General features: G+C 38.4%; 21 protein-coding genes. 3 read left to right on the top strand and 18 right to left on the bottom strand.

The annotated features are described in order from the left end of the window. Window positions 1-224: 224 nt before the first annotated feature. Complete coding sequence (locus AC1VNJ_RS02310; RefSeq protein ID WP_034271001.1) at window positions 225-2294, bottom strand: sigma-54 interaction domain-containing protein; 2070 nt, start codon at window positions 2292-2294, stop codon at window positions 225-227. Between the two features lie 175 nt (window positions 2295-2469). Between AC1VNJ_RS02310 and AC1VNJ_RS02305 the strand changes: the two genes are divergently transcribed. Beyond that, window positions 2470-2721, top strand: coding sequence for a DUF2627 domain-containing protein (locus tag AC1VNJ_RS02305; protein WP_028411584.1), 252 nt, complete (start codon window positions 2470-2472; stop codon window positions 2719-2721). A 12-nt stretch (window positions 2722-2733) separates the two neighbouring features. On the opposite strand, the gene AC1VNJ_RS02300 is transcribed toward AC1VNJ_RS02305, so the two are convergent. Beyond that, a complete protein-coding gene (locus AC1VNJ_RS02300) occupies window positions 2734-3462 on the bottom strand; it encodes a glycerophosphodiester phosphodiesterase (protein WP_014458256.1) in 729 nt (242 codons plus the stop codon). Window positions 3463-3586: 124 nt separating this feature from the next. Here AC1VNJ_RS02300 and AC1VNJ_RS02295 point away from each other — a divergent pair, with 124 nt between their 5' ends. Further along, window positions 3587-3739 (top strand): YycC family protein, encoded by a 153-nt coding sequence (locus tag AC1VNJ_RS02295; RefSeq protein WP_064504589.1) that lies wholly within the window; start codon window positions 3587-3589, stop codon window positions 3737-3739. A gap of 314 nt (window positions 3740-4053) precedes the next feature. Continuing rightward, the gene (locus AC1VNJ_RS02290) at window positions 4054-5385 is read left to right on the top strand and encodes a peptide MFS transporter (RefSeq protein WP_033579713.1); all 1332 of its coding nucleotides are present in this window, start codon (window positions 4054-4056) and stop codon (window positions 5383-5385) included. A gap of 36 nt (window positions 5386-5421) precedes the next feature. On the opposite strand, the gene AC1VNJ_RS02285 is transcribed toward AC1VNJ_RS02290, so the two are convergent. From AC1VNJ_RS02285 to accB, 16 genes are all read right to left on the bottom strand, one after another. Further along, the gene (locus AC1VNJ_RS02285) at window positions 5422-5745 is read right to left on the bottom strand and encodes an Imm8 family immunity protein (protein WP_482640284.1); all 324 of its coding nucleotides are present in this window, start codon (window positions 5743-5745) and stop codon (window positions 5422-5424) included. Between the two features lie 44 nt (window positions 5746-5789). Next, entirely contained in the window at window positions 5790-6164 is a 375-nt protein-coding gene (locus tag AC1VNJ_RS02280; protein WP_230933575.1) for a hypothetical protein, read from the bottom strand. Window positions 6165-6188: 24 nt separating this feature from the next. Continuing rightward, window positions 6189-6722, bottom strand: a complete 534-nt coding sequence (locus AC1VNJ_RS02275) for a DUF2247 family protein (protein WP_482640283.1) — start codon at window positions 6720-6722, stop codon at window positions 6189-6191. Between the two features lie 359 nt (window positions 6723-7081). Beyond that, window positions 7082-7870, bottom strand: a complete 789-nt coding sequence (gene spo0A, locus AC1VNJ_RS02270; protein ID WP_013084985.1) for a sporulation transcription factor Spo0A — start codon at window positions 7868-7870, stop codon at window positions 7082-7084. A 227-nt stretch (window positions 7871-8097) separates the two neighbouring features. Then, window positions 8098-9378 (bottom strand): SpoIVB peptidase, encoded by a 1281-nt coding sequence (spoIVB, locus tag AC1VNJ_RS02265; RefSeq protein WP_028411587.1) that lies wholly within the window; start codon window positions 9376-9378, stop codon window positions 8098-8100. 182 nt (window positions 9379-9560) lie between these two features. Next, window positions 9561-11288, bottom strand: a complete 1728-nt coding sequence (gene recN / locus AC1VNJ_RS02260; RefSeq protein WP_028411588.1) for a DNA repair protein RecN — start codon at window positions 11286-11288, stop codon at window positions 9561-9563. 16 nt (window positions 11289-11304) lie between these two features. Then, on the bottom strand, window positions 11305-11754 hold the full coding sequence (ahrC, locus tag AC1VNJ_RS02255) for a transcriptional regulator AhrC/ArgR (RefSeq protein WP_013059136.1): 450 nt from the start codon (window positions 11752-11754) through the stop codon (window positions 11305-11307). A gap of 161 nt (window positions 11755-11915) precedes the next feature. Continuing rightward, window positions 11916-12743 (bottom strand): TlyA family RNA methyltransferase, encoded by an 828-nt coding sequence (locus tag AC1VNJ_RS02250; RefSeq protein ID WP_482640282.1) that lies wholly within the window; start codon window positions 12741-12743, stop codon window positions 11916-11918. Next, the gene (dxs, locus tag AC1VNJ_RS02245; RefSeq protein WP_482640281.1) at window positions 12740-14641 is read right to left on the bottom strand and encodes a 1-deoxy-D-xylulose-5-phosphate synthase; all 1902 of its coding nucleotides are present in this window, start codon (window positions 14639-14641) and stop codon (window positions 12740-12742) included. Before dxs ends, AC1VNJ_RS02250 begins: the two co-directional genes overlap by 4 nt. A gap of 320 nt (window positions 14642-14961) precedes the next feature. Then, complete coding sequence (locus AC1VNJ_RS02240; protein WP_033579711.1) at window positions 14962-15858, bottom strand: polyprenyl synthetase family protein; 897 nt, start codon at window positions 15856-15858, stop codon at window positions 14962-14964. Beyond that, window positions 15858-16091 carry an exodeoxyribonuclease VII small subunit gene (locus tag AC1VNJ_RS02235; protein WP_013059140.1) on the bottom strand — a complete coding sequence of 78 codons (234 nt, stop codon included), beginning with the start codon at window positions 16089-16091 and terminating at the stop codon, window positions 15858-15860. The genes AC1VNJ_RS02240 and AC1VNJ_RS02235 overlap by 1 nt, the downstream gene beginning before the upstream one ends. 3 nt (window positions 16092-16094) lie before the next feature. Continuing rightward, window positions 16095-17435, bottom strand: a complete 1341-nt coding sequence (xseA, locus tag AC1VNJ_RS02230) for an exodeoxyribonuclease VII large subunit (protein WP_034271010.1) — start codon at window positions 17433-17435, stop codon at window positions 16095-16097. An 84-nt stretch (window positions 17436-17519) separates the two neighbouring features. Next, window positions 17520-17912 (bottom strand): transcription antitermination factor NusB, encoded by a 393-nt coding sequence (gene nusB / locus AC1VNJ_RS02225; protein ID WP_013059142.1) that lies wholly within the window; start codon window positions 17910-17912, stop codon window positions 17520-17522. Window positions 17913-18133: 221 nt separating this feature from the next. Next, window positions 18134-18535, bottom strand: coding sequence for an Asp23/Gls24 family envelope stress response protein (locus AC1VNJ_RS02220; RefSeq protein ID WP_013059143.1), 402 nt, complete (start codon window positions 18533-18535; stop codon window positions 18134-18136). A 29-nt stretch (window positions 18536-18564) separates the two neighbouring features. Continuing rightward, window positions 18565-19917 (bottom strand): acetyl-CoA carboxylase biotin carboxylase subunit, encoded by a 1353-nt coding sequence (gene accC, locus AC1VNJ_RS02215; RefSeq protein WP_028411593.1) that lies wholly within the window; start codon window positions 19915-19917, stop codon window positions 18565-18567. A gap of 12 nt (window positions 19918-19929) precedes the next feature. Continuing rightward, complete coding sequence (gene accB / locus AC1VNJ_RS02210; RefSeq protein ID WP_013059145.1) at window positions 19930-20436, bottom strand: acetyl-CoA carboxylase biotin carboxyl carrier protein; 507 nt, start codon at window positions 20434-20436, stop codon at window positions 19930-19932. Window positions 20437-20745 lie beyond the last annotated feature (309 nt).

The raw sequence follows: 20745 nt of genomic DNA, 5'->3' as shown, positions 1-20745 counted from the left end.
CTCCTTTTTCATTCTTTCTTTTGCCCCTTTTTAAAGAGCATACTGCGCGTTTATGCAGTCACTTAAAATATATGCAAGATTTGTGCCACACTCTGCATATATTACATAATATAGCTGCTTATATCCGTTTCTACGCACAAAAAAATTTTTTTATTGATTCTAACGACAAACAGAAAAAAAGAATACCTCTCTATTTATATGCAATAACTTGCACACCATGCATTTTATTGCATGCTGTTATTTGCAAGATTGTATTTTTCCAACTTATAATACAGAGAACGCAGGGAAATATTGAGCTGTTTTGCTGTTTTCGTTCGGTTATACTTGTTTGCAATCAGCACTTTTTGAATAAGTTCAGCTTCATAATTTTCCATCATGTGCGCTAAAGTCTTCCCTTCGAATACTACCTCTTCATTCGCCTGATTTTTTTCTTTTTTGCCCTTGCCTTCAAGTGAAGGGAGATGAACAGAATCAATCATTGTTTCCGTATAGTGCATATAAATAATAGCTCTTCCTAATATGTTTTCAAGCTCTCTGACGTTTCCTGGCCAGTCGTATGATCTCAATGATTGTAAGGCCCGATCTGTTACCCCTTCAACATGTCGGCCGTAATCTTGATTAATTTTTGTAATTAAGTGTGTAACAAGCGCTCCAATATCCTCTTTTCTCTTCCGAAGAGGAGGTATGTGAATCGGAATTTTGTTTAGCCGATAATACAAGTCCTGTCTAATGCTTCCATCAGCCATTCCTTTTTCTAAATTCACATTCGTAGCTGCAATCACGCGAACATTCACCGGAATGGGGGTCGTGCCTCCAACGCGAATAAGCTCTTTTTCTTGAAGCACTCGAAGCAGCTTAGCCTGCATATGAGCTGAAAGCTCCCCGATTTCATCCAAAAAGATGCTACCGTTATTGGCTTCTTCAAAAACACCTCGTTTTCCGCCTCGTTTTGCCCCCGAAAAAGCTCCTTCTTCATACCCAAAAAGTTCACTTTCAAGCAAAGACTCAGAAAGTGCAGCACAGTTGATCCGAACAAATTTATTAAACTTTCGGCTGCTCGCATTATGAATCGCATGTGCAAACAGCTCCTTACCCGTCCCAGATTCACCTCTAAGCAAAACAGTAGCTGGTGTTTTAGCAGCAAGTCTAGCCTGCTCAATTGCTAACTGAAATTCTTCAGACTGACCAATGATATCAGCAAATGAATATTTCGCTTCAAGCGTTCGGATAATTTGACGCGCTCTTTTGAGTTCATTTGTAAGCTCTTGAATTTCAGACATATCATGAATAACGCCAACGCTGCCTTTTAATTTTCCATCGACAATAACGGGGGCAACATTCACAACTACGTCTCTTTTACTCGGACCAAGCCTCATTCTTACACCTCGAACAGGACGTCTTGTTTGCAGCACCTTCATGTGCATACTGTCTCCTTCAGAGATATCGGCAGTCGCGGGCTGACCAATAATATCCGTCTTTTTTAAACCCGTAATTCTCGTATAAGCAGGATTAATTAAAATCCCTCTTCCTTCTTCATCGACAACCGAAATAGCTTCTTCAGAAGATTGAATAATAGCTTGAAGCATAGTTTGTACTTCTTTTAAGTTCGTAACTTCTTCTGCCAATCCGACAACGTCCGTAATATCTTTAAAAATCGAAAAGGCACCAAACAGCTCTCTATTCTCGTCGAGTATTGGTATTCTAGTCGTAATGACCTTCCGTCCGCTATCTAACACAAATTCACTATTTTGATCAATCGTTTTTGTATGAAGAACATCAACAAGTTTACTATTTGGAATAACTTCATGAAGATGCTTACCAATTACATCTCTGTGTGAAAAGTTCGTCAAACGCTCGGCACTTTGATTAAATAGCGTAATATATCCATTCCTATCAATCACGACCATCGCATCATGAGCCGCGTTAAAAATAAGATCATATTTATACGATTCTTGCTTTAACCGCTGAATTAACTCTTCTTTTTCCTCCATCAGATTGGCCATAATTTCAGCAACCAATCCCGGAACTACCAGTGCATCAGCAGGTTTGCTTCTCTGCAATTGTTGAAAAACACCTTGTTTACCTGTTGTTTCAACAATGACATCGAGCTGCTTTGTCATATAAGGCTCCCAATTCATTCCGGTTGAAATATCTTGTTCTTTCGCATGCAAAACAGCCGGCGCGTCAGCTCGTACGTCTACTACACCAATCACTTTCATAAATTCGGTTTCCAACAAGATTTTCAGAATAGCTAATCCGCCTTTTCCTCCTCCAACGATCAACACATTTTGCATATTTTTTCACCTTTTCTAATTAATATGTACATGTTCCGTGCAAAATATTGCATATACCTATCATATAAAAAAAGAAACGCTCTTGACAATTTATTTAGTTCTTTTATGATTCAAGTATAACGGTTTCATAATGTAAACGCATTCATTTTAAAAAAGAGAAGCGAAAGGAGAAGCTATGGTTCGAATTATTGCCCTGCTAATCTTACTTATTCCTGGTATACTCGCTGGATATGGCATTAAACTTATGAGAGATATGATTTTTGGCATCCTGCAATCCCCGTTCCCTTCTTTATTTTTGCAATTTTCAGTCGGCCTTCTGTTATTTGTAATCGGCCTTGGATTTGTTGCTGGCTTTATTCTGCACAGAGACCGCAAGCGAAACAAAGTTCAAAACAGATTTCAAAAAGATAAAAAAACATCGCATTAATGCGATGTTTTTTTACGAAAAGCGTCCCCCAAATTGCTTCACCATTTTTTCAGGATAATCAGTAATAATGGATTCACATCCATATTTCCGAAGCTGCTCAGCTACTTTTACATCATTTACTGTGTAAGGTCGCACTGGAATTTGACAATCTTTTGAAGCAGCTACATTTACTTCATTCACGGTACGCTGATTAGGGTGAAGAGCTTTTGCGCCAAGATGCTGCGCATATACCCAAGGCTCATACATCGGATAAGAATACAAAATAGCTGTTTCAATCGTAGAATCCAAAGAACCAATTCGGGCTAAGCTGTTATGATTAAAAGATGAAATCATCGTTCGATCCTTCATCTTGTATAAATAAATTAAATCCAAGACTTTCATTTCTAAGTATGGATAGTCAAATATATTGTTTTTCAACTCAATATTTACACTAATTCCTTCACTTGAAGCCCACTCCATTACTTCATTTAACATGGGAATTTTACATACCCCGTACTTTTTTTTGAACTTATAGCTCGCATCTAATTTTTGTAAATCTTGATACGTAAAATCTTTTACATACCCTTTTCCATTCGTCGTTCGATCTACTTTTTCATCATGAATTACAGCAAGTTCTCCATCCTTTGTCATATGCACATCAAGTTCAATTCCGTGTGCTCCGACTCTCGCTGCTTCTTTGAAGGAAATCATCGTATTTTCAGGAAACGTTCCAGCTGCGCCGCGATGACCTATTACAAACATACTTGCTCAACTCCTCTATTATCACTTATTATTAACTTTAGCATTACTTAATAGTGAAAGCACGAATTTACTGTTTATACTTCTTCACTTTCATTACTTTATATGCAAAAGGAGGTCGTTGTGTATGAGACCACTGCAAATTTCTCCGGATACAGCCGTAAAATTAGCAGAACAATTAAATATCCCCCTCGAGCAATTGATGCATATGCCTCAGCATATTTTGCTGCAGAAGCTTGCTGAATTAAATGCGGGCGAAGATAAAAAAGGATCTGAATAACAGATCCTTTTTTCTTTCGAATTTTCGTTTCCAAAAATAGTATTACTTTCTTACTTCATTTTCCATAACATATATTAGAATATTTAATAATATAAATGTATTTTTAAAAATGCTTTTAAATAAGTAATTTAATACTTTTTTGTGTATATTTAATTATTTTTTTGATTTTTCCATATAATTTCATTGACGAAATTATTGTTTTTCTACTAAAATAAAAATACATTATATTTATTCCAGTACTTATATTCTGATTTTTTGATCAATTCAAATAAAAGAATTAAATAGTATGAGAGAAATTTTAGGGGGACTTCATTATGCAAGCAGCTGTACAACACGAAAATCAGCAGCCAAATGAGTCTAGGAAAAAACACCCTCCTGGACTGTACTTATTATTCGCGACTGAGGCATGGGAAAGATTTAGTTATTATGGAATGAGAGCCATTCTTGTTCTTTATTTAACTGCTACCGCTGCTCAAGGTGGACTCGGGGTAGATAAAGCAACTGCACTGAGCTTATATGGAACATTCACTAGTGCTGTTTACATTACGCCGATGATTGGCGGATATTTAACAGACCGCTTCCTCGGAAGAAGGCTAGCCATCACAATTGGTGGTGTGATTATGGCACTCGGGAATTTTTCCATCTTCATTCATCAAAGCGTAGCCGCTTTGTATATCGGACTTGCTTTATTAATTATCGGAAACGGATTTTTCAAACCAAATATCTCCACATTGGTCGGAGATCTTTATGCAGAAAATGATCCTCGCCGTGACGGTGCTTTTACCATTTTTTATATGGGTATTAACTTTGGTGCATTTTTTGCCCCATTAGTTGTTGGATTAATGAGTTATAAATACGGATTTTTAACAGCAGCTATCGGAATGGTTGTTGGACAAATTTTATTTAACCTACTGGCTAATCGCTATTTAGGTGATATTGGGAAAGAGCCTACAGGAAAAGTTCATGCAGCAGCATCTCAAACATCAACTGCTCCGCTGACAGCACGAGAAAAGAAAAGAACGGTTGCTATCGTTATTCTAGCTTTCGTTGTTATTGCTTTCTGGACAGCTTTTGAACAGGCTGGAAGTTCTTTAACGCTATATGCTCAAGATCAAATTGATCGTCAAATCGGTAGTTTTACGGTTCCAACAGAGTGGTTCCAATCATTGAATCCACTGTTTATCATGATTTTAGCACCAATTATGTCACTTGTTTGGTACAAGCTAGGAAATTCAAAACGCGGTGATTTTAAAACACCAACAAAAATGGGTATGGGACTTGTAACAGTCGGATTAGGATTCTTAATTTTAATTCCAGCCGTTATGTATACTGGTAATGACCCAGCTTTAAAAGTAAATATCCTGTTCATGATTTTCACTTACTTCCTGCACACGCTGGCTGAGCTTATGATTTCGCCAGTAGGGTTGTCTATGGTAAGTAGACTGGCTCCATTAAAGCTTGCTTCTCTTTTAATGGGCGTATGGATGGCAAGCTCTGCTGTTGCTAATAAGCTAGCGGGTGTTCTTGCATCTTATACACAGTCGTTAGGTTATTTCGACATCTTCAGCTTAATCGGAGCTGTAACAATTGTACTTGGAATTATTGTTTTGTTCCTTTCAAAACCGATTGCTAAATTAATGGATTAAGAAAAAGCTGCCTGTAAAGGCAGCTTTTTTTATATTTTACTTATCCATATCCCATCTAAAATATGTAGATAATTTTTTTAATGCATCTTCAAAATCTTCCTCTCTGTTCATTTCTACAAGTCTTTTCACCCTTTGTTCTACTTTATTTTGGTCATAGTCTTTCATGATCAGATATCCACGACCAATTTCAATATCTTCAATTGTACTGTAAAGCCTTGGAGGACTTATAACTTCAAATGAAAACATATCTGAAGCGCCTTCAACACCTTTTAAGCCAACATCTAAGTGATAATAAATACAAAAATCTTCGAAGGTTTCTCCCCAATCTTCATGAATGATAGTAAGGGCTTTGACAATCATTATGTTATTCAACTCCTAAGTCGCACATAATACACGGCTGTTCGTTATAAAAACTCCACGCTAAGTCGATCTACTATAATTTCTGCATATTTACCCATGACCTCTGGATAATCATCTAAATAACCGTCTTCATCTATCACATGTAAACCCGCATCAATAAAACCGTCCCAAACAATTCCTCGAACCACATACGCATATGCTTCCCCAATTCTCTCTAGCTCTTTGAGTCTTTTTTCAATCAAGCAGACAAGTAAATCATTGATCATTGTAAAACTTATACGCACTGGATAACGCTGCCCTTCCTTAATTTCATACGAACAAATATCAATAAACGCTGTAAATACTATACCATTTATATCTAACGTAACTTCTCTTTCCAACTTTTTATTTAGGTTCGTTACTTTAGCAAAATAGTTCATTTAATCACCTCATGAGCTCAAAACTTAAGAGTTTTTAAAATACTCCTTTTCATTATCCAAAAAGTGTTTTAAATCAGATACTAATCTGTTACTATTTTCTTCTGCAGAGTGCTCTTCTGGACGATATTTATCATCACTTGAAGGAAGATAGTAGATAAAACTTTCCAGCTCACGAGGGTATTGAAAATCAGCATATACTTCAGCAACAGCTTCAAGGAATGCCGACCCATCATCTCTATAGGCTTTTTTCAATGACTCTAATATCCCATATCTCCATTTTCTTGTTTCGTATTCAAATTTGTCTCCTTCTTCTAAAAACTCTTCCATATTAAATTCTTCTAGTATTTCGATTAATACTCTTTTATAATTTATTTCTTCAGATCCCCATGCAAGCTCAAGAATGTTAGCATCTTCTACATCGGGAAACATCTCTACGTATTCAATTGCATAATGAGTTAGATGGCTATGATCTATTACCCCTAGTTCCAAACCTACATACAAAGTACCCCAACTATAAGCTATGTTTTGTTGTTTTAATACATCAATATTATATTTCATGTAATCACCTTCAGGAGCTTTATCAGTTAATTGATTTGGTTAATGTGTATGAAACGCTATAAATTTTTATCTTATTGCAAACCTTAGACCATCATACCATTTATATAAATTATTTTAACGTCCTACAGTGAATATGAAGGGAAACAAGAAGGAGGATCCACTCCCCTCAATATTTCCCCCTCTTAAAACAAAATAAAAGGACCAATGAATTCTTAAAATTCATCGGCCCTGCCGTAAAAAGTTTATTGGTTTTCAGTTTACTATCTAGTGTAAATTCCAAAAGTTTATCGGCATGTACTCTGTATTACAAAAGGTATCAGCTCACTCAAAACCCCGTAATTCCAGCAGTCCTATCCCTTTCAACTCGCTTTATGTTCAAGGCGTAGTTTATCCGCAACCATGGCGATAAATTCACTGTTTGTCGGCTTCGCTTTTGACATGCTGACAGTATATCCGAATAATGAAGAAATGGAATCAATATTTCCTCGGCTCCATGCTACTTCAATGGCATGGCGAATGGCGCGCTCAACGCGGCTTGCTGTTGTATTATATTTTTTTGCAATGTCAGGATACAGTACTTTTGTAATCGAACCAAGCAGCTCAATATCCTTATATACCATTGAAATGGCTTCTCTCAAATATAAATAGCCTTTGATATGAGCAGGCACGCCAATTTCGTGAATGATGCTCGTAATGCTTGCATCTAAATTTGCTGGTTTGCTGTCGCGATGTGAACGCATGGAAGAAGATGAACGTTGCATAAATGAAGATGTTTGTCCGCTAACTTGACGAATATGATTCACTAAGTTTTCCATATCAAACGGCTTTAGAATAAAATAAGCAGCTCCTAAATCGACCGCTTTTTTCGTTACGTCTTCTTGTCCAAATGCCGTTAGCATAATGACATTCGGATAATTTTCTTTTTTCATTTCTTTTAACTGACCTAAAACTGCTAATCCATCTAGATGCGGCATAATAATGTCTAATACAAGAACATCCGGATCTTTATCTTTTAAAATGGATAAACACTCTTGTCCATTGTAAGCTACTCCGATTACTTCCATGTCTTCTTGCTCTGAAATATAATCTTCAAGCAAACCAATTAGTTCCCGATTATCATCAACCAAGCATACTTTAATTTTTTTCAATGCAGCTTCCTCCTCAGTCCTTTATGTTATACGTCGTTTCCTACGTGTCTCTATTCTTTATTCTAAAGGACAAATTCGACAATGCAACATTATTTCCTTTATTTTTTTAGAAAAAAGTCTTTTAAATGGAATTTATTCGATTTTCTCTTATTTTCTTTGTTTTTCGACGTTTTTCTCGTACATTTACGACAATAATTTTTATCAAAAAAAGCGAACTAATGACAACATTAGCTCGCTTTTTTTCGATTATTTTTATAAATATCGATTCCTGCTTCGTTAAGCATCCATTCAATATGGACACCGTAACCGGAGGTAGGATCATTTACAAAAACATGGGTAACCGCTCCAACGACTTTACCGTTTTGAATAATCGGACTCCCGCTCATTCCTTGAACAATTCCACCTGTTTTCTTTAACAATTTAGGATCTGTAATTTTAATAACCATTCCTTTAGTAGCCGGAAACTTTTGAGGTATAGTACTCATAATTTCGATATCAAATTCTTCCACTTGATCATCATCTACTACCGTTAGAATTTTAGCAGGTCCTTCTTTTACTTGATGAGATAGAGCAATTGGCATTGCTTTATCCATTATTCCGTTTTCCATCGTTGAAGACAATTTTCCAAAAATACCGAAAGGACTATTTCGTGTAATATTTCCAATGATTTGTCTATCTTCAGAAAACCTCGCTAGCTTTTCGCCGGGAACGCCGTTCGAACCTTTCTCAATTGATGTAACGGTCGAACGGACAATTTGTCCATCTTCTACTACGATTGGCTTTTTTGTATCCATATCCGAAATAACATGGCCTAAAGCGCCGTATTTTTTAGATTTTGGATCATAAAAAGTCATTGTGCCAATTCCTGCAGCTGAATCACGGATGTATAAACCGATTCTGTACGCATAATCTTGCTTATCTTTTAACGGATACAGCTTCGTGTCAAACTGCTTTTTTTCTCTTAAAATATGCAGATTTAATGGTTCACCCGTTTTCCCTGCCTGCTGAATAAACGGTGTAATATCACTCATTTTTTCAATGGTTTTACCATTAATCTTCGTAATCATATCTCCAACTTGAATACCCGCAATTTCGCCAGGAGATTTTTTACCTTTTGCTGTATCTACCTGATGATAGCCTACAACAAGAACACCTTTTGAATTTAATTTCACACCGATTGATTGTCCACCAGGAATGACTTTAAAATCAGATAATACCTGCACGTCTACACGCTTTACAGGAATACCGGCCAAATGAAGCATCAACTCTTCTTTGCCTACCTGTTTGCCTGCTACGGTCAGCTTCGCCTTGTTACTTGTTACATCGTAAACAGGTGATGAAGCTTCTACGCTAAGCGGTAATGTCGTATTAATTTTTTCTTTTTGCTGTTCAAATAAGACGATTTGTTTTGGAATGTGTATATATTGTTGCACAACTGGAATAAATCCTACAAAAATGAACGAAACAAGGAGAATCGCACCAATTATATGTCTGTATCGATTTTGCATGTTTTCACTCTCCTCGCTTCCTCGCCTAAATGGCTACACATTTAATTTAGCCTTCTTAGAGCGCATTTATAACAGAAGTTCAGAGAAAAATGAAAAGAAGTGCAAGGAAACATTTTCAGTTCCTCCATTTTGTATAAAAAAACACCTTTAACACATACTGTTACGTGTTAAAAGGTGTTTTGTTAAATGGTCTGCTTCATCTTATCCGCTAAATCTAAAAGCTCTTTGGCATGCTCCTTCGTTAAGCTTGTAATTTCAGCTCCTGCAATCATTCGACCAATTTCTTTTACTTTTTCATCAAGAGTTAATGGAAGAACAGATGTCGTTGTACGATCACCTTTTATCTCTTTAGCAATAAAGAGATGAGTATCTGCCATAGCTGCTACCTGCGGCAAATGAGATATGCAAAGAACCTGCGAATCAACGGAAATGGCATGTATTTTTTCACCGATCGATTGAGCTACTCTTCCACTTACGCCTGTATCAACTTCATCAAAGATAATGGACGTCACGCCTTGATGCTTAGAGAAGATGCTCTTTAACGCCAGCATGATCCTTGACAGTTCTCCGCCTGATGCTACTTTCGCAAGAGGCTTTAACGGTTCACCAGGGTTGGTAGAAATATAAAACTCTACGTTGTCAATGCCGTCTTTGGTGAATTTTATTCTTTCGCCATTTACTTCAACGTCATTTTTACCTGCATTTACGACAGAGAATTTAATTTGAAATACGGTTTTAGCCATATAGAGTTCTTGAAGCTCATGATGGATGCTGTCCGTTAACTCCTGAGCAAGTTTTTTTCGAATAGCTGAAACGTTGTTAGCTTCTACTAATAAATCCTGTGCTACGCTGTTTAACTGTTCTTTGATCTTGCTCACGTGCGTATCTCGATTTTCAATACGATCAATTTCATCTTCAATTTGCGCTGCATATTCTAGAATTTCATCTACACTTTGACCGTATTTACGCTTTAAATGATTAATTTCATTTAAACGCGCTTCAATAAAGTCTAATCGTTTCGGATCAAATTCTAATAAATCCAGCTGCTGACGAATTTTATAAGATGCGTCTTCTAACTGATAGAAGCTCGATGAAATAATCTCCGAAATTTCGGCATAGTTTTTTTCCAGTGACGAAATATCCTCCGTATGATTCATTGCTACGCCTACCCAATCCAGACCTTGATGTTCACCGTGCAGCGCATTGTACGCATCGTTTAGCGACGTATAGATCTTTTCAAAGTTGGAAATCTTCAAACGCTCTTCATTTAGTTCCTCGTCTTCATTGAGCTGCAAATTTGCGGCTTTGATTTCATCTAATTGAAATTGAATAAGATCGAGGCGATGTGCCATCTGCTGCTCATTTTCAGTTAATTGATCCAACTGCTTTTTTAGCGACGTATACCTCGAAAATACCTCTCGATACTCCGTCAAAGCCTCTTCTACTTTTTCTCCTCCATATTGATCAAGAAGAGTTAAGTGACGATCTTGATTCATTAAATCTTGGTGCTCGTGCTGTCCATGTATATCAATTAACGTCTGTCCGACTTCACGTAGGATAGCTAACGTTACGAGCTTCCCATTGATACGGCAAATACTTTTCCCATTTGTAGTGATATCTCGGCGAAGCACAATCATTCCATCTTCCACTTCCAAACCGACTTGTTTGGCTTTTTCGTGACTCGGATGCTGTTCTTCATCAAATAAGAAAAGCCCTTCAATTTCGGCTCTGTCTGTTCCATGGCGGACAAACTCCGAAGAGCCTCTTCCACCTACTAACAATGAAATGGCATCAATAATAATCGACTTTCCCGCTCCTGTTTCGCCTGTTAATACCGTTAAGCCTTTTTCAAATGAAACAGAAAGTTCATCAATAATCGCAAAGTTTTTAATGGATAATTCAGCTAACAACCTGCTTCACTCACCTTTATAACATTTCTAAGAATCGGTCTGATATAATTTGCGTATCTTCAGGGGTACGGCAAATAATCAAACATGTATCGTCTCCACAAATTGTTCCTAATATTTCATCCCAGTCCAAATGATCAATTAATGCGCCAATCGCATTTGCGTTTCCCGGCAATGTTTTCATCACCAGCATATGCCCGGCTGAATCAATTTTTACAAATGCGTCCATAAGAGAGCGCTTTAACTTTTGTAAGGGATTAAAACGCTGATCTGCAGGCAAGCTGTATTTGTATCGTCCGTCCATCAAAGGCACTTTGACTAAGTGCAGTTCTTTAATATCACGAGAGATTGTTGCCTGTGTTACATTAAAACCTTGGTTTTTTAAAATATCTACCAATTCATCCTGTGTTTCAATATCATTATTCGTGATAATGTCACGAATTTTAATATGTCTTTGCCCTTTATTCATGTTGGCACCTCACATTAATATGTAATCTTCTTTTTGTTTTGTTGTTTATAAGTCTTTCACTAATTAAGTATCATAATGTGTTCAACTTGATTATGCACCTTTTGTATAAAGAGTCATAATCAAATCGCCAATGCTAAGTTTTTGCTTAACATTGGCCATTATTACTTTTTCTCTTTTAACGTCTTATGTGCTTCTTCGACCACTTCACGCACAGTAAGCGGAGCTTGATCTTCACCAAGTTCACGCTCGCCTTTCCAGCTCAGATGAAGAAGAAATTCGATATTTCCATCTCCTCCTGTTATCGGTGAATACGACATGTTATATACATCGTATCCTTGACGAAGGGAGAAATCCACCATTCCTTGAAGGACTTCTTCATGCACTTTTGAGTCACGCACGATTCCTTTTTTCCCAACTTGCTCTCTTCCAGCCTCAAACTGTGGCTTAACAAGTGCAACAACATCGCTGTATGGAACAAGAAGTGTTTTTAACACAGGGAGAATGAGTCTTAAGGAAATAAACGATACATCAATAGAAGCGAATTCAGGCAAGCCTCTTGATAAATCAGCTGGTGTCACATAACGGAAATTTGTTCGTTCCATTACTTCTACTCGCTCATCTTGACGAAGCTTCCAAGCTAGCTGATTATAGCCTACGTCTAGCGCATAGGACATCTTCGCTCCATTTTGAAGCGCACAATCGGTAAAGCCTCCAGTAGAAGAACCAATATCAATCATGATTTTATCCGCTACATGGACATTAAATTCTTTAATCGCTTTTTCAAGCTTAAAGCCGCCTCTGCTGACGTAAGGCATCACTGCACCTTTAATTGTCAGCGGCGTATCGCGTTCAATTTTCTCTCCCGGCTTATCCAAACGGACTTCATTCGCATAAACAAGTCCTGCCATCACTGTACGCTTTGCTTTTTCTCTTGTTTCAATCAAACCTCGTTCTACTAATAATACATCTACTCGTTCTTTTTTTGTCACTTAACTTCAAGCCTCTTTTGTGTTGGTGTTACGAGTTTTTTAACTCGATTTATAATCTCTTCTTTGGTTAAGCCAATTTCTTCTAAAAGTTTTGTTACGCTGCCGTGCTCGATAAAGCGATCAGGAATACCCATACGTTCAACGCGAGTATCATAATAGCCGTGCTCTGATGCAAACTCTAACACCGCACTTCCAAAACCGCCTTGAAGTACCGCTTCTTCCACCGTAATCACAGGCTTATTCGTTTGGAAAATCTCGTGAAGCATTTTTTCATCCAGCGGTTTAATAAAACGAGCATTGACCACTTTGACGCTGATTCCTTGCTTCTCAAGTTCTGATGCTGCATCCATCGCCATTGAAATCGTTGTACCAAACGTTAAAATGGTTGTATCCGAACCTTCTTTTAATACGTCCCATGTACCGATCGGAATGTTTTTCAGTTCTGAATCTAGTTCAACACCTAATCCGTTTCCTCTCGCATAGCGCATCGCAATCGGACCTTCTTCATAAGTCAAAGCAGTGTGAACCATGTGCTGACCTTCATTCTCGTCTTTTGGCATCATAATAACAAGGTTAGGCAAATGACGTAAAAACGCAATGTCAAATACACCTTGGTGCGTTTCACCATCAGCACCTACTAGTCCAGCTCGATCAATCCCAATAAATACATTTAGCTTCTGACGGCAAATATCATGAACCACTTGATCGTATGCACGCTGTAAAAACGTCGAATAAATAGCTAAAAAGGGCTTCATATTTTGAGTTGCAAGACCAGCGGCCATTGTTGTTGCATGCTGCTCTGCAATCCCAACATCAAACATGCGATGCGGAAACTCTTTTTGAAACGCTTCAAGTTTTGAACCTACAGGCATTGCTGGCGTTACTGCTACGATACGCTCATCTTCTCTAGCCATTTTCAATACCGTATCACTTACTAATTTACTCCAAGCAATCGGAACATTTTTGTCTTTAATAAAGTCACCGGACTCAATTTTGTAAGGGCCTGTACCATGCCACGCTCCGCTTTTATCGCTTTCCGCTGGCAAGTACCCTTTCCCTTTTTTCGTAATCACATGAATAAGTACCGGTCCTTTTGTTTTCTTTGCATATTGTAACGTTTCCAATAAATCGTCATAGCTATGGCCGTCAACCGGTCCTAAATACGTAAAGCCAAGATCTTCAAAGAACATGCCTGACACAACCATGTACTTTAGGCCATCTTTTACACGTTCTGCCGTTGCCGCGAGCTTACCGCCTACCGCAGGCACTTTTTTCAGTAGAACTTCAAGCTCATCTTTTACCCAGTTGTATTTGCCCGCCGTGCGCAAACGCCCCAAAATGCTGTGTACAGCTCCGACGTTAGGAGCGATAGACATTTCATTGTCATTTAAAATAACGGTCATATCCGTTTGCTCGTGCCCGATGTGGTTAAGCGCTTCAAGAGCCATACCACCTGTTAAAGCTCCGTCACCAATGATAGGAACAATGTGAGCTTTTGTTTTTTGCAAATCTCTTGCAGCAGCCATTCCCATTGCGGCTGAAAGAGATGTAGAACTATGTCCCGTTTCCCATACATCATGCTCACTTTCATCTCGCTTTGGAAAACCGCATAATCCTTTATATTGACGGATTGTATCAAACTCTCCCGCTCGTCCTGTTAAAATTTTATGGACATACGACTGATGCCCGACGTCCCATAAAAATTTATCTTTTGGACTGTCGAACACTTTATGGAGTGCAAGCGTTAACTCAACAACCCCTAAATTTGGCCCTATATGACCACCAGTTGCAGAAAGCTTTGTAATTAAAAAACGACGAATCTCTTCACTTAGTTCTTCTAATTGTGTTACTGACATTTTCTTTAAAAACTCAGGGTTTTTTATCGTTGTAAGATCCAAGGTGGATCACTCACTTTCGTACTTGTTATAAAGTTACCTTAATACATTGTCTATTGTTTTATACGTATAGTCAATTTTTAGTATTTCCTTATTACTTACAATACCTTTGATATTCTATCAGTAAACCAGTGATATTCAAAGGAAAATAGTGAAAAAATAGCCGCTAACACAAATGTGATAACGGCCACCAAGATATTGTATATGTCTTTCAAACCTATGCACTACGCTTTTATACAGTAGTAAAATCATTATAGCATAGCCCCTATTGGGACTCAATCTTATTTTACTGTATCACTCAAAAAACCTGACAGAAATCGTCATTAACTATCACGTTTTGCTATATATAAACAAATTTCTTCTAGTAATCCGTGCTTAATTTGAGCTTGACGTAACGAGAGAAGTGCTTGTTCAACATGATACTGTAACTTTTCTTTGGCCGCTTCCATACCTAATAAAGAAGGATATGTCGTTTTTTCATTTTCTGTATCACTGCCAATTGGCTTTCCTAACTTTTCTTCAGACCCTTCCACATCCAAGATATCATCTTGAATTTGAAACGCTAACCCTACATGCTTACTGAATTCTTCTAATAATTCTTGCTGTAGAGGCGTAGCTTTTGCAAGAATTGCTCCTGCTTTTACACAGAATCCTAGCAGCTTCCCCGTTTTATGAAGATGAATATATTCAAGCTCATCTAGCGTGAGCTGCTTTTTTTCACCTTCCATATCTGCAACCTGTCCGCTGATCATACCTTCTGTTCCGCTTGCTTTTACCAGTTCTGTAATGAGCTGAAGTTTCATATGTGATGTAATTTCAGGATGTACCGCTTCAGAAATGAGCTGAAAGCTATTTGTTAAAAGAGCATCTCCAGCTAATATAGCCGTTGCTTCGCCGTACACCTTGTGATTTGTCGGTTTACCTCTTCTTAAGTCGTCATCATCCATACTAGGTAAATCATCATGAATGAGCGAATATGTATGAATCATTTCCACTGCACAGGCTGTTTCTAATCCCATGCTCTCGTCTTTTCCAAATGCATGTAGCGTTGCAAACAACAGCACTGGGCGAAGTCGCTTTCCTCCTGCCGTAAGCGAGTAAAGCATGGATTCCTTTAAGTTAACCGGAGCATGTAATGCCTTTACCACTTCAGGCAAGCGTGTTTCTACTCGATCTTTTGTAAAAGAAATATACTCTTTTAAATTCATTTCATTCACCATCACTCTTCCTCCTGTACCGAGAATGGCTCAAGCGTTCCGTCTTCACGTAAAATAGTTTCCATTTGCTTTTCAATATGCTGAAGACGATCGTGACAGAATTTTGAAAGAGTCATTCCTTCTTGGAATTGTTGAATTGCTTCTTCTAAAGGCACGTCGCCTTCTTCTAGCTTGTTTACGATGGTTTCTAACTGCTCCATCGCCTCTTCAAACGTATACTCTTTATTTGTCGCCATTTTTCATCGCTCCTCTATTTTCGAAACTTCACACTGCAACTGTCCATCGGTCAAACGAACGTTTACCACATCACCTTTGGATACTTGTTTGGTTGATTTAATTAACTCTTTTTCTTTATCGTATACTAAGCTGTAGCCTCTTTCCATTGTTTTTAATGGACTAAGCGTATGTAATTTTGACGTTGCCGTGGCAAATAAAAGCTGTTTTTGCTTTAGCAGCTGCTGCATCTCTTTTGTCAGCATTTTCGTCAGCTGCTGTTGACGGTCTGCCGCTTTCGTTAACTGATGCTCGGGGTGATTGCGCAACAAAGCGGCTGTTAGCTGCTCGTAGTTCGTCCGTTTATGCTCAATGTACCTTCTACCTTCACGATAAAAACGCTCCATCAGCTGATCTAACTGCTGCTCTTTTTGCTCGACCAACTTTTGAGGATAACGAAAAGCATATGATTTCTGAGATCGTTCAAGCCTGCGGCTACTAGACTGAAGCATCTCTTTCATCGAACGAAGAAGACGGATATTTCGCTGAGTCAATCTTTCTGTAATTTCACTGATATGAGGTACGGCCAGCTCCGCAGCACCCGTTGGAGTAGGGGCTCGCAAATCTGCTACAAAGTCTGCAATTGTAAAATCGGTTTCATGTCCAACCGCTGAAATAACGGGAATAGTAGAAGTGAAAATTGCACGAGCTACGCTTTCTTCGTTAAACGCCCAAAGCTCTTCAATTGACCCGCCGCCGCGGCCGACAATTAATACGTCTGCTTCTTTACGACGGTTTGCTTCTTCAATTGCCTTGATGATAGACGGTGCCGCATTCACTCCTTGAACAAGAGCGGGCATAACAATAATGTTCGCGTTATATCTGCGCTTTAATGTCGTAATAATATCACGTACGGCGGCTCCAGTAGGAGATGTAATCACACCTATTGTTGTTGGATACTTCGGAAGTTTTCGTTTTCTAGCATGATCAAACAAGCCTTCTTTTTCCAGCTTTTTTTTCAGCTGTTCGTAGGCCAAGTATAAGTTTCCAACGCCGTCAGGCTGCATTTCTTTTACGTACATTTGATAATTTCCGCTTGGTTCATAAACCGAAATTTCAGCTCGAATCAGTACATTCATTCCTTCTTCAGGCTGAAAATTAAGCTGACGGTTATGTCCAGCAAACATAACGGCTGCGATACGAGCATTTTGATCTTTTAAGGTGAAATACATATGTCCTCGACTATGACGTTTAAAGTTAGAAATTTCTCCTTTAATCCATACATCTTGCATGTGAGGGTCTACGTCAAACTTGCGCTTGATGTATCGTGTAAGAGCCGTAACGGTTAGATAACGCACTTCACTCATCATTTTGCCTCCTTTGCAGTCACCCTCTCCCCTTTATATAAAGGAGAGAAGCATTTTAGTCACTTGATTTGGCAAGATGAACGTTTATTTAGATAAAGTTGTTAACACTTTAGACAATACGCCGTTGATAAACTTGCTTGATTGATCATCGCCAAATGTTTTTGCTAATTCAATCGCTTCATTTAACGTAACGCTCGTAGGAATTTCTTCTTCATACTTCATTTCGTATACGGCAATACGCAGGATTACGCGGTCTACAGTAGCTACGCGGTCTAACGTCCATTTTTCTAAATGATTGCGTAAAAGTTCATCAATTTCTTGCTGATGCTCAACTACACCTAGCACAAGACTTTCTAAAAATTGATCAGACTTTTCGTTTTGTACAACATTTCCGATTGCCTCCATTGGCTCGGTTTGCCCTAAATCATGCTGAAATAGTGCTTGTAATGCTTTTTGGCGTGCTGTATGTCTTTTCATTATTTTTGCTCCTTTATTTATCTTCTTCAACTAGTATACCTAGATAATAGCATAGTTTATGAAACGATACTTGATTGTTCTTATACGAAGTTTGTAGAACACGAAAAAGACCGTCTTTATGACGAGACAGTCTTTTTCACTTTACCATAGCTTGTGTTGAAAAGGAACAAGTAATCATACGTTATTCCATTTTAGCAACAGCCGTTAGGTAAACGTTTATTTTATTCAACTTCTTCAATATCAGTTTTTTGCGTATCAAACTGAATCCCTACGATATGAATGTTTACTTCATCGAGATCAATAGCTGTCATATTTTTAAGGGCTTGACGAATGTTATCTTGTACTTGCTGCGCTACGTTTGGAATAGACACACCAAACTTCATCATACAAAACACGTCTACTTTTATCCCGTTTTCTGTTAAGTCCACTTTTACACCTTTACCGTGGTTTTTCTTTCCTAGTTTCTCCACAACGCCAGCTGCAAAATTTCCTCTCATTGCAGAAACGCCTTCTACTTCAGAAGCAGCAATACCCGCAATGACTTCAATAACCTCAGGAGCAATTTCTACTTTGCCAAGAGAATTTGGGTGTTCTTCCATTTCTAATACATGATTTTCATTCATGTACAGCACCTCCTATAGTTTATATTATACTAAGAATTCATTACGTCATATAGCTCAAGAAACTTCGTGTTGAATTCACCGCTAACAAATTTTTCATGATTTAATAGCTTTTGGTGAAAAGGAATAGTGGTCGCAACGCCATCGATAACAAATTCATCTAACGCGCGCTTCATTCGTTCAATAGCTTCCTCACGAGTTGGCGCATGAACAATCAATTTAGCCACCATTGAATCATAGTAAGGTGGGATTGCATAGCCCGGGTATGCAGCAGAGTCTACGCGCACTCCGTAGCCACCTGGCGGCAAGTACATTTGAATCGTACCTGGTGATGGCATAAAGTTTTTCTCTGGGTTTTCTGCGTTGATTCGGCACTCAATTGCCCATCCGTTAAACGTCACTTCTTCTTGCGTAAACGGTAAAGTTTCACCATTTGCCACGTTGATTTGTTCTTTAATTAAGTCAACTCCTGTCACCATCTCTGTAACAGGATGTTCTACTTGGATACGCGTATTCATTTCCATGAAGTAAAATTTGTTTTCACGATAATCATAAATGAATTCCACGGTTCCGGCTCCTGTGTAATTAACGGCTTGAGCGGCTTTAACAGCAGCGTCGCCCATTAATTCACGCGTTTTTTCGTCCAACGCTGGAGAAGGCGTTTCTTCAATTAATTTTTGAAGACGGCGTTGAATCGAGCAATCACGCTCTCCTAAATGTACAGTATTTCCATGAGAATCAGCCAACACTTGGATCTCAACGTGACGGAAATCCTCAATGAACTTTTCAATGTACACACCAGGGTTACCGAAAGCTGTAGCAGCTTCTTGCTGCGTAATTGTAATACCTTTAATAAGCTCTTGTTCATTTTTCGCAACGCGGATTCCTTTTCCTCCGCCTCCTGCCGTTGCTTTAATAATAACAGGATAGCCAATATCATTAGCGATTGACATACCGTCTTCCACTGACTCTACAATTCCAGTGGAACCAGGAACAATTGGGACACCGGCTTCACGCATCGTTTCCCTCGCTACGTCTTTTGTTCCCATTTTGTTAATGGCTTCCGGACTTGGTCCTACAAATGTAACGTTACACTCTCTGCATAGCTCTGCAAAATCAGCGTTTTCAGCTAAAAAGCCATATCCAGGGTGAATGGCGTCACAGCCCGTTAGCATCGCAACGCTCATAATATTTGTAAAGTTTAAATAGCTGTCTTTAGATGACGTTGGTCCAATACAATACGCTTCGTCTGCTAATTGTACATGCAAAGAGTCGCGATCAGCTTGAGAATGAACAGCTACTGATTCTACACCTAACTCTTTACACGCTCGAATAATTCGAACCGCAATTTCTCCTCGATTCGCAATTAATAGCTTTTTAATCATATTTACCGCTCCTTATTCAGGCTTTACTAAGAAAAGAGGTTGACCGTATTCTACAAGTTGTCCATTTTCAACTAATACGTCAACGATTTCACCTTTAACTTCTGCTTCGATTTCATTAAATAATTTCATTGCTTCTACGATACATACAACCGAATCTTTTTGTACTTTATCTCCAGGCGTTACGTATACATCTGATTCTGGCGATGATGACGCATAGAATGTGCCTACCATCGGAGATGTAATTTTATGTAAGCTTTCATCAACCGCTGGGGCCGCTTGTTCTTCTTTTGGTTGAGCAGACTGTGCTGCTGGGGCTGGCGCTGGAGCCGCTGCTGCCTGCGGTGCAGGTGCTGCTGCTTGTTCAGGTGCCGAAACCACTACTTGCTGCGCTTGTTTGGAAACAATTGCGTCTTTTTTCTTCATCTTGATTTTGGAGCCTTCGTGCTCATAGGTGAACTCCTCGATTGATGATTGATCAACTAGTTTAATGATCTCACGGATCTCTTGAATTTTTAACATATTGAACACTCCTACCTCATGAAAATAGAATTCTCTACAATGTTAATAATACGATAAATGGCTACAGCCATTCAATTCGTTTGGCAAACATTAAAAAGAAGTTCCACTTACTCTATAATAACTTTTTAGCGTTATTGTTTTATAAATGGAAACATAGCTTTACAGATGACAATACTTATGAAAACATTTGTCACCTAGTACTAATATAAGATTATGAAACCTATTATAACCGAAGTAAAAAAAGAAAGCCATGTTAAAATTTTTCCCGTCTCGCTTAGATTTTAGTCATTTCATAAAAAAAGAAGTGTA

This window comes from Priestia sp. 3CA3 (genome assembly GCF_056836725.1).
This window is presented reverse-complemented; position numbering and strand designations above follow the sequence as displayed.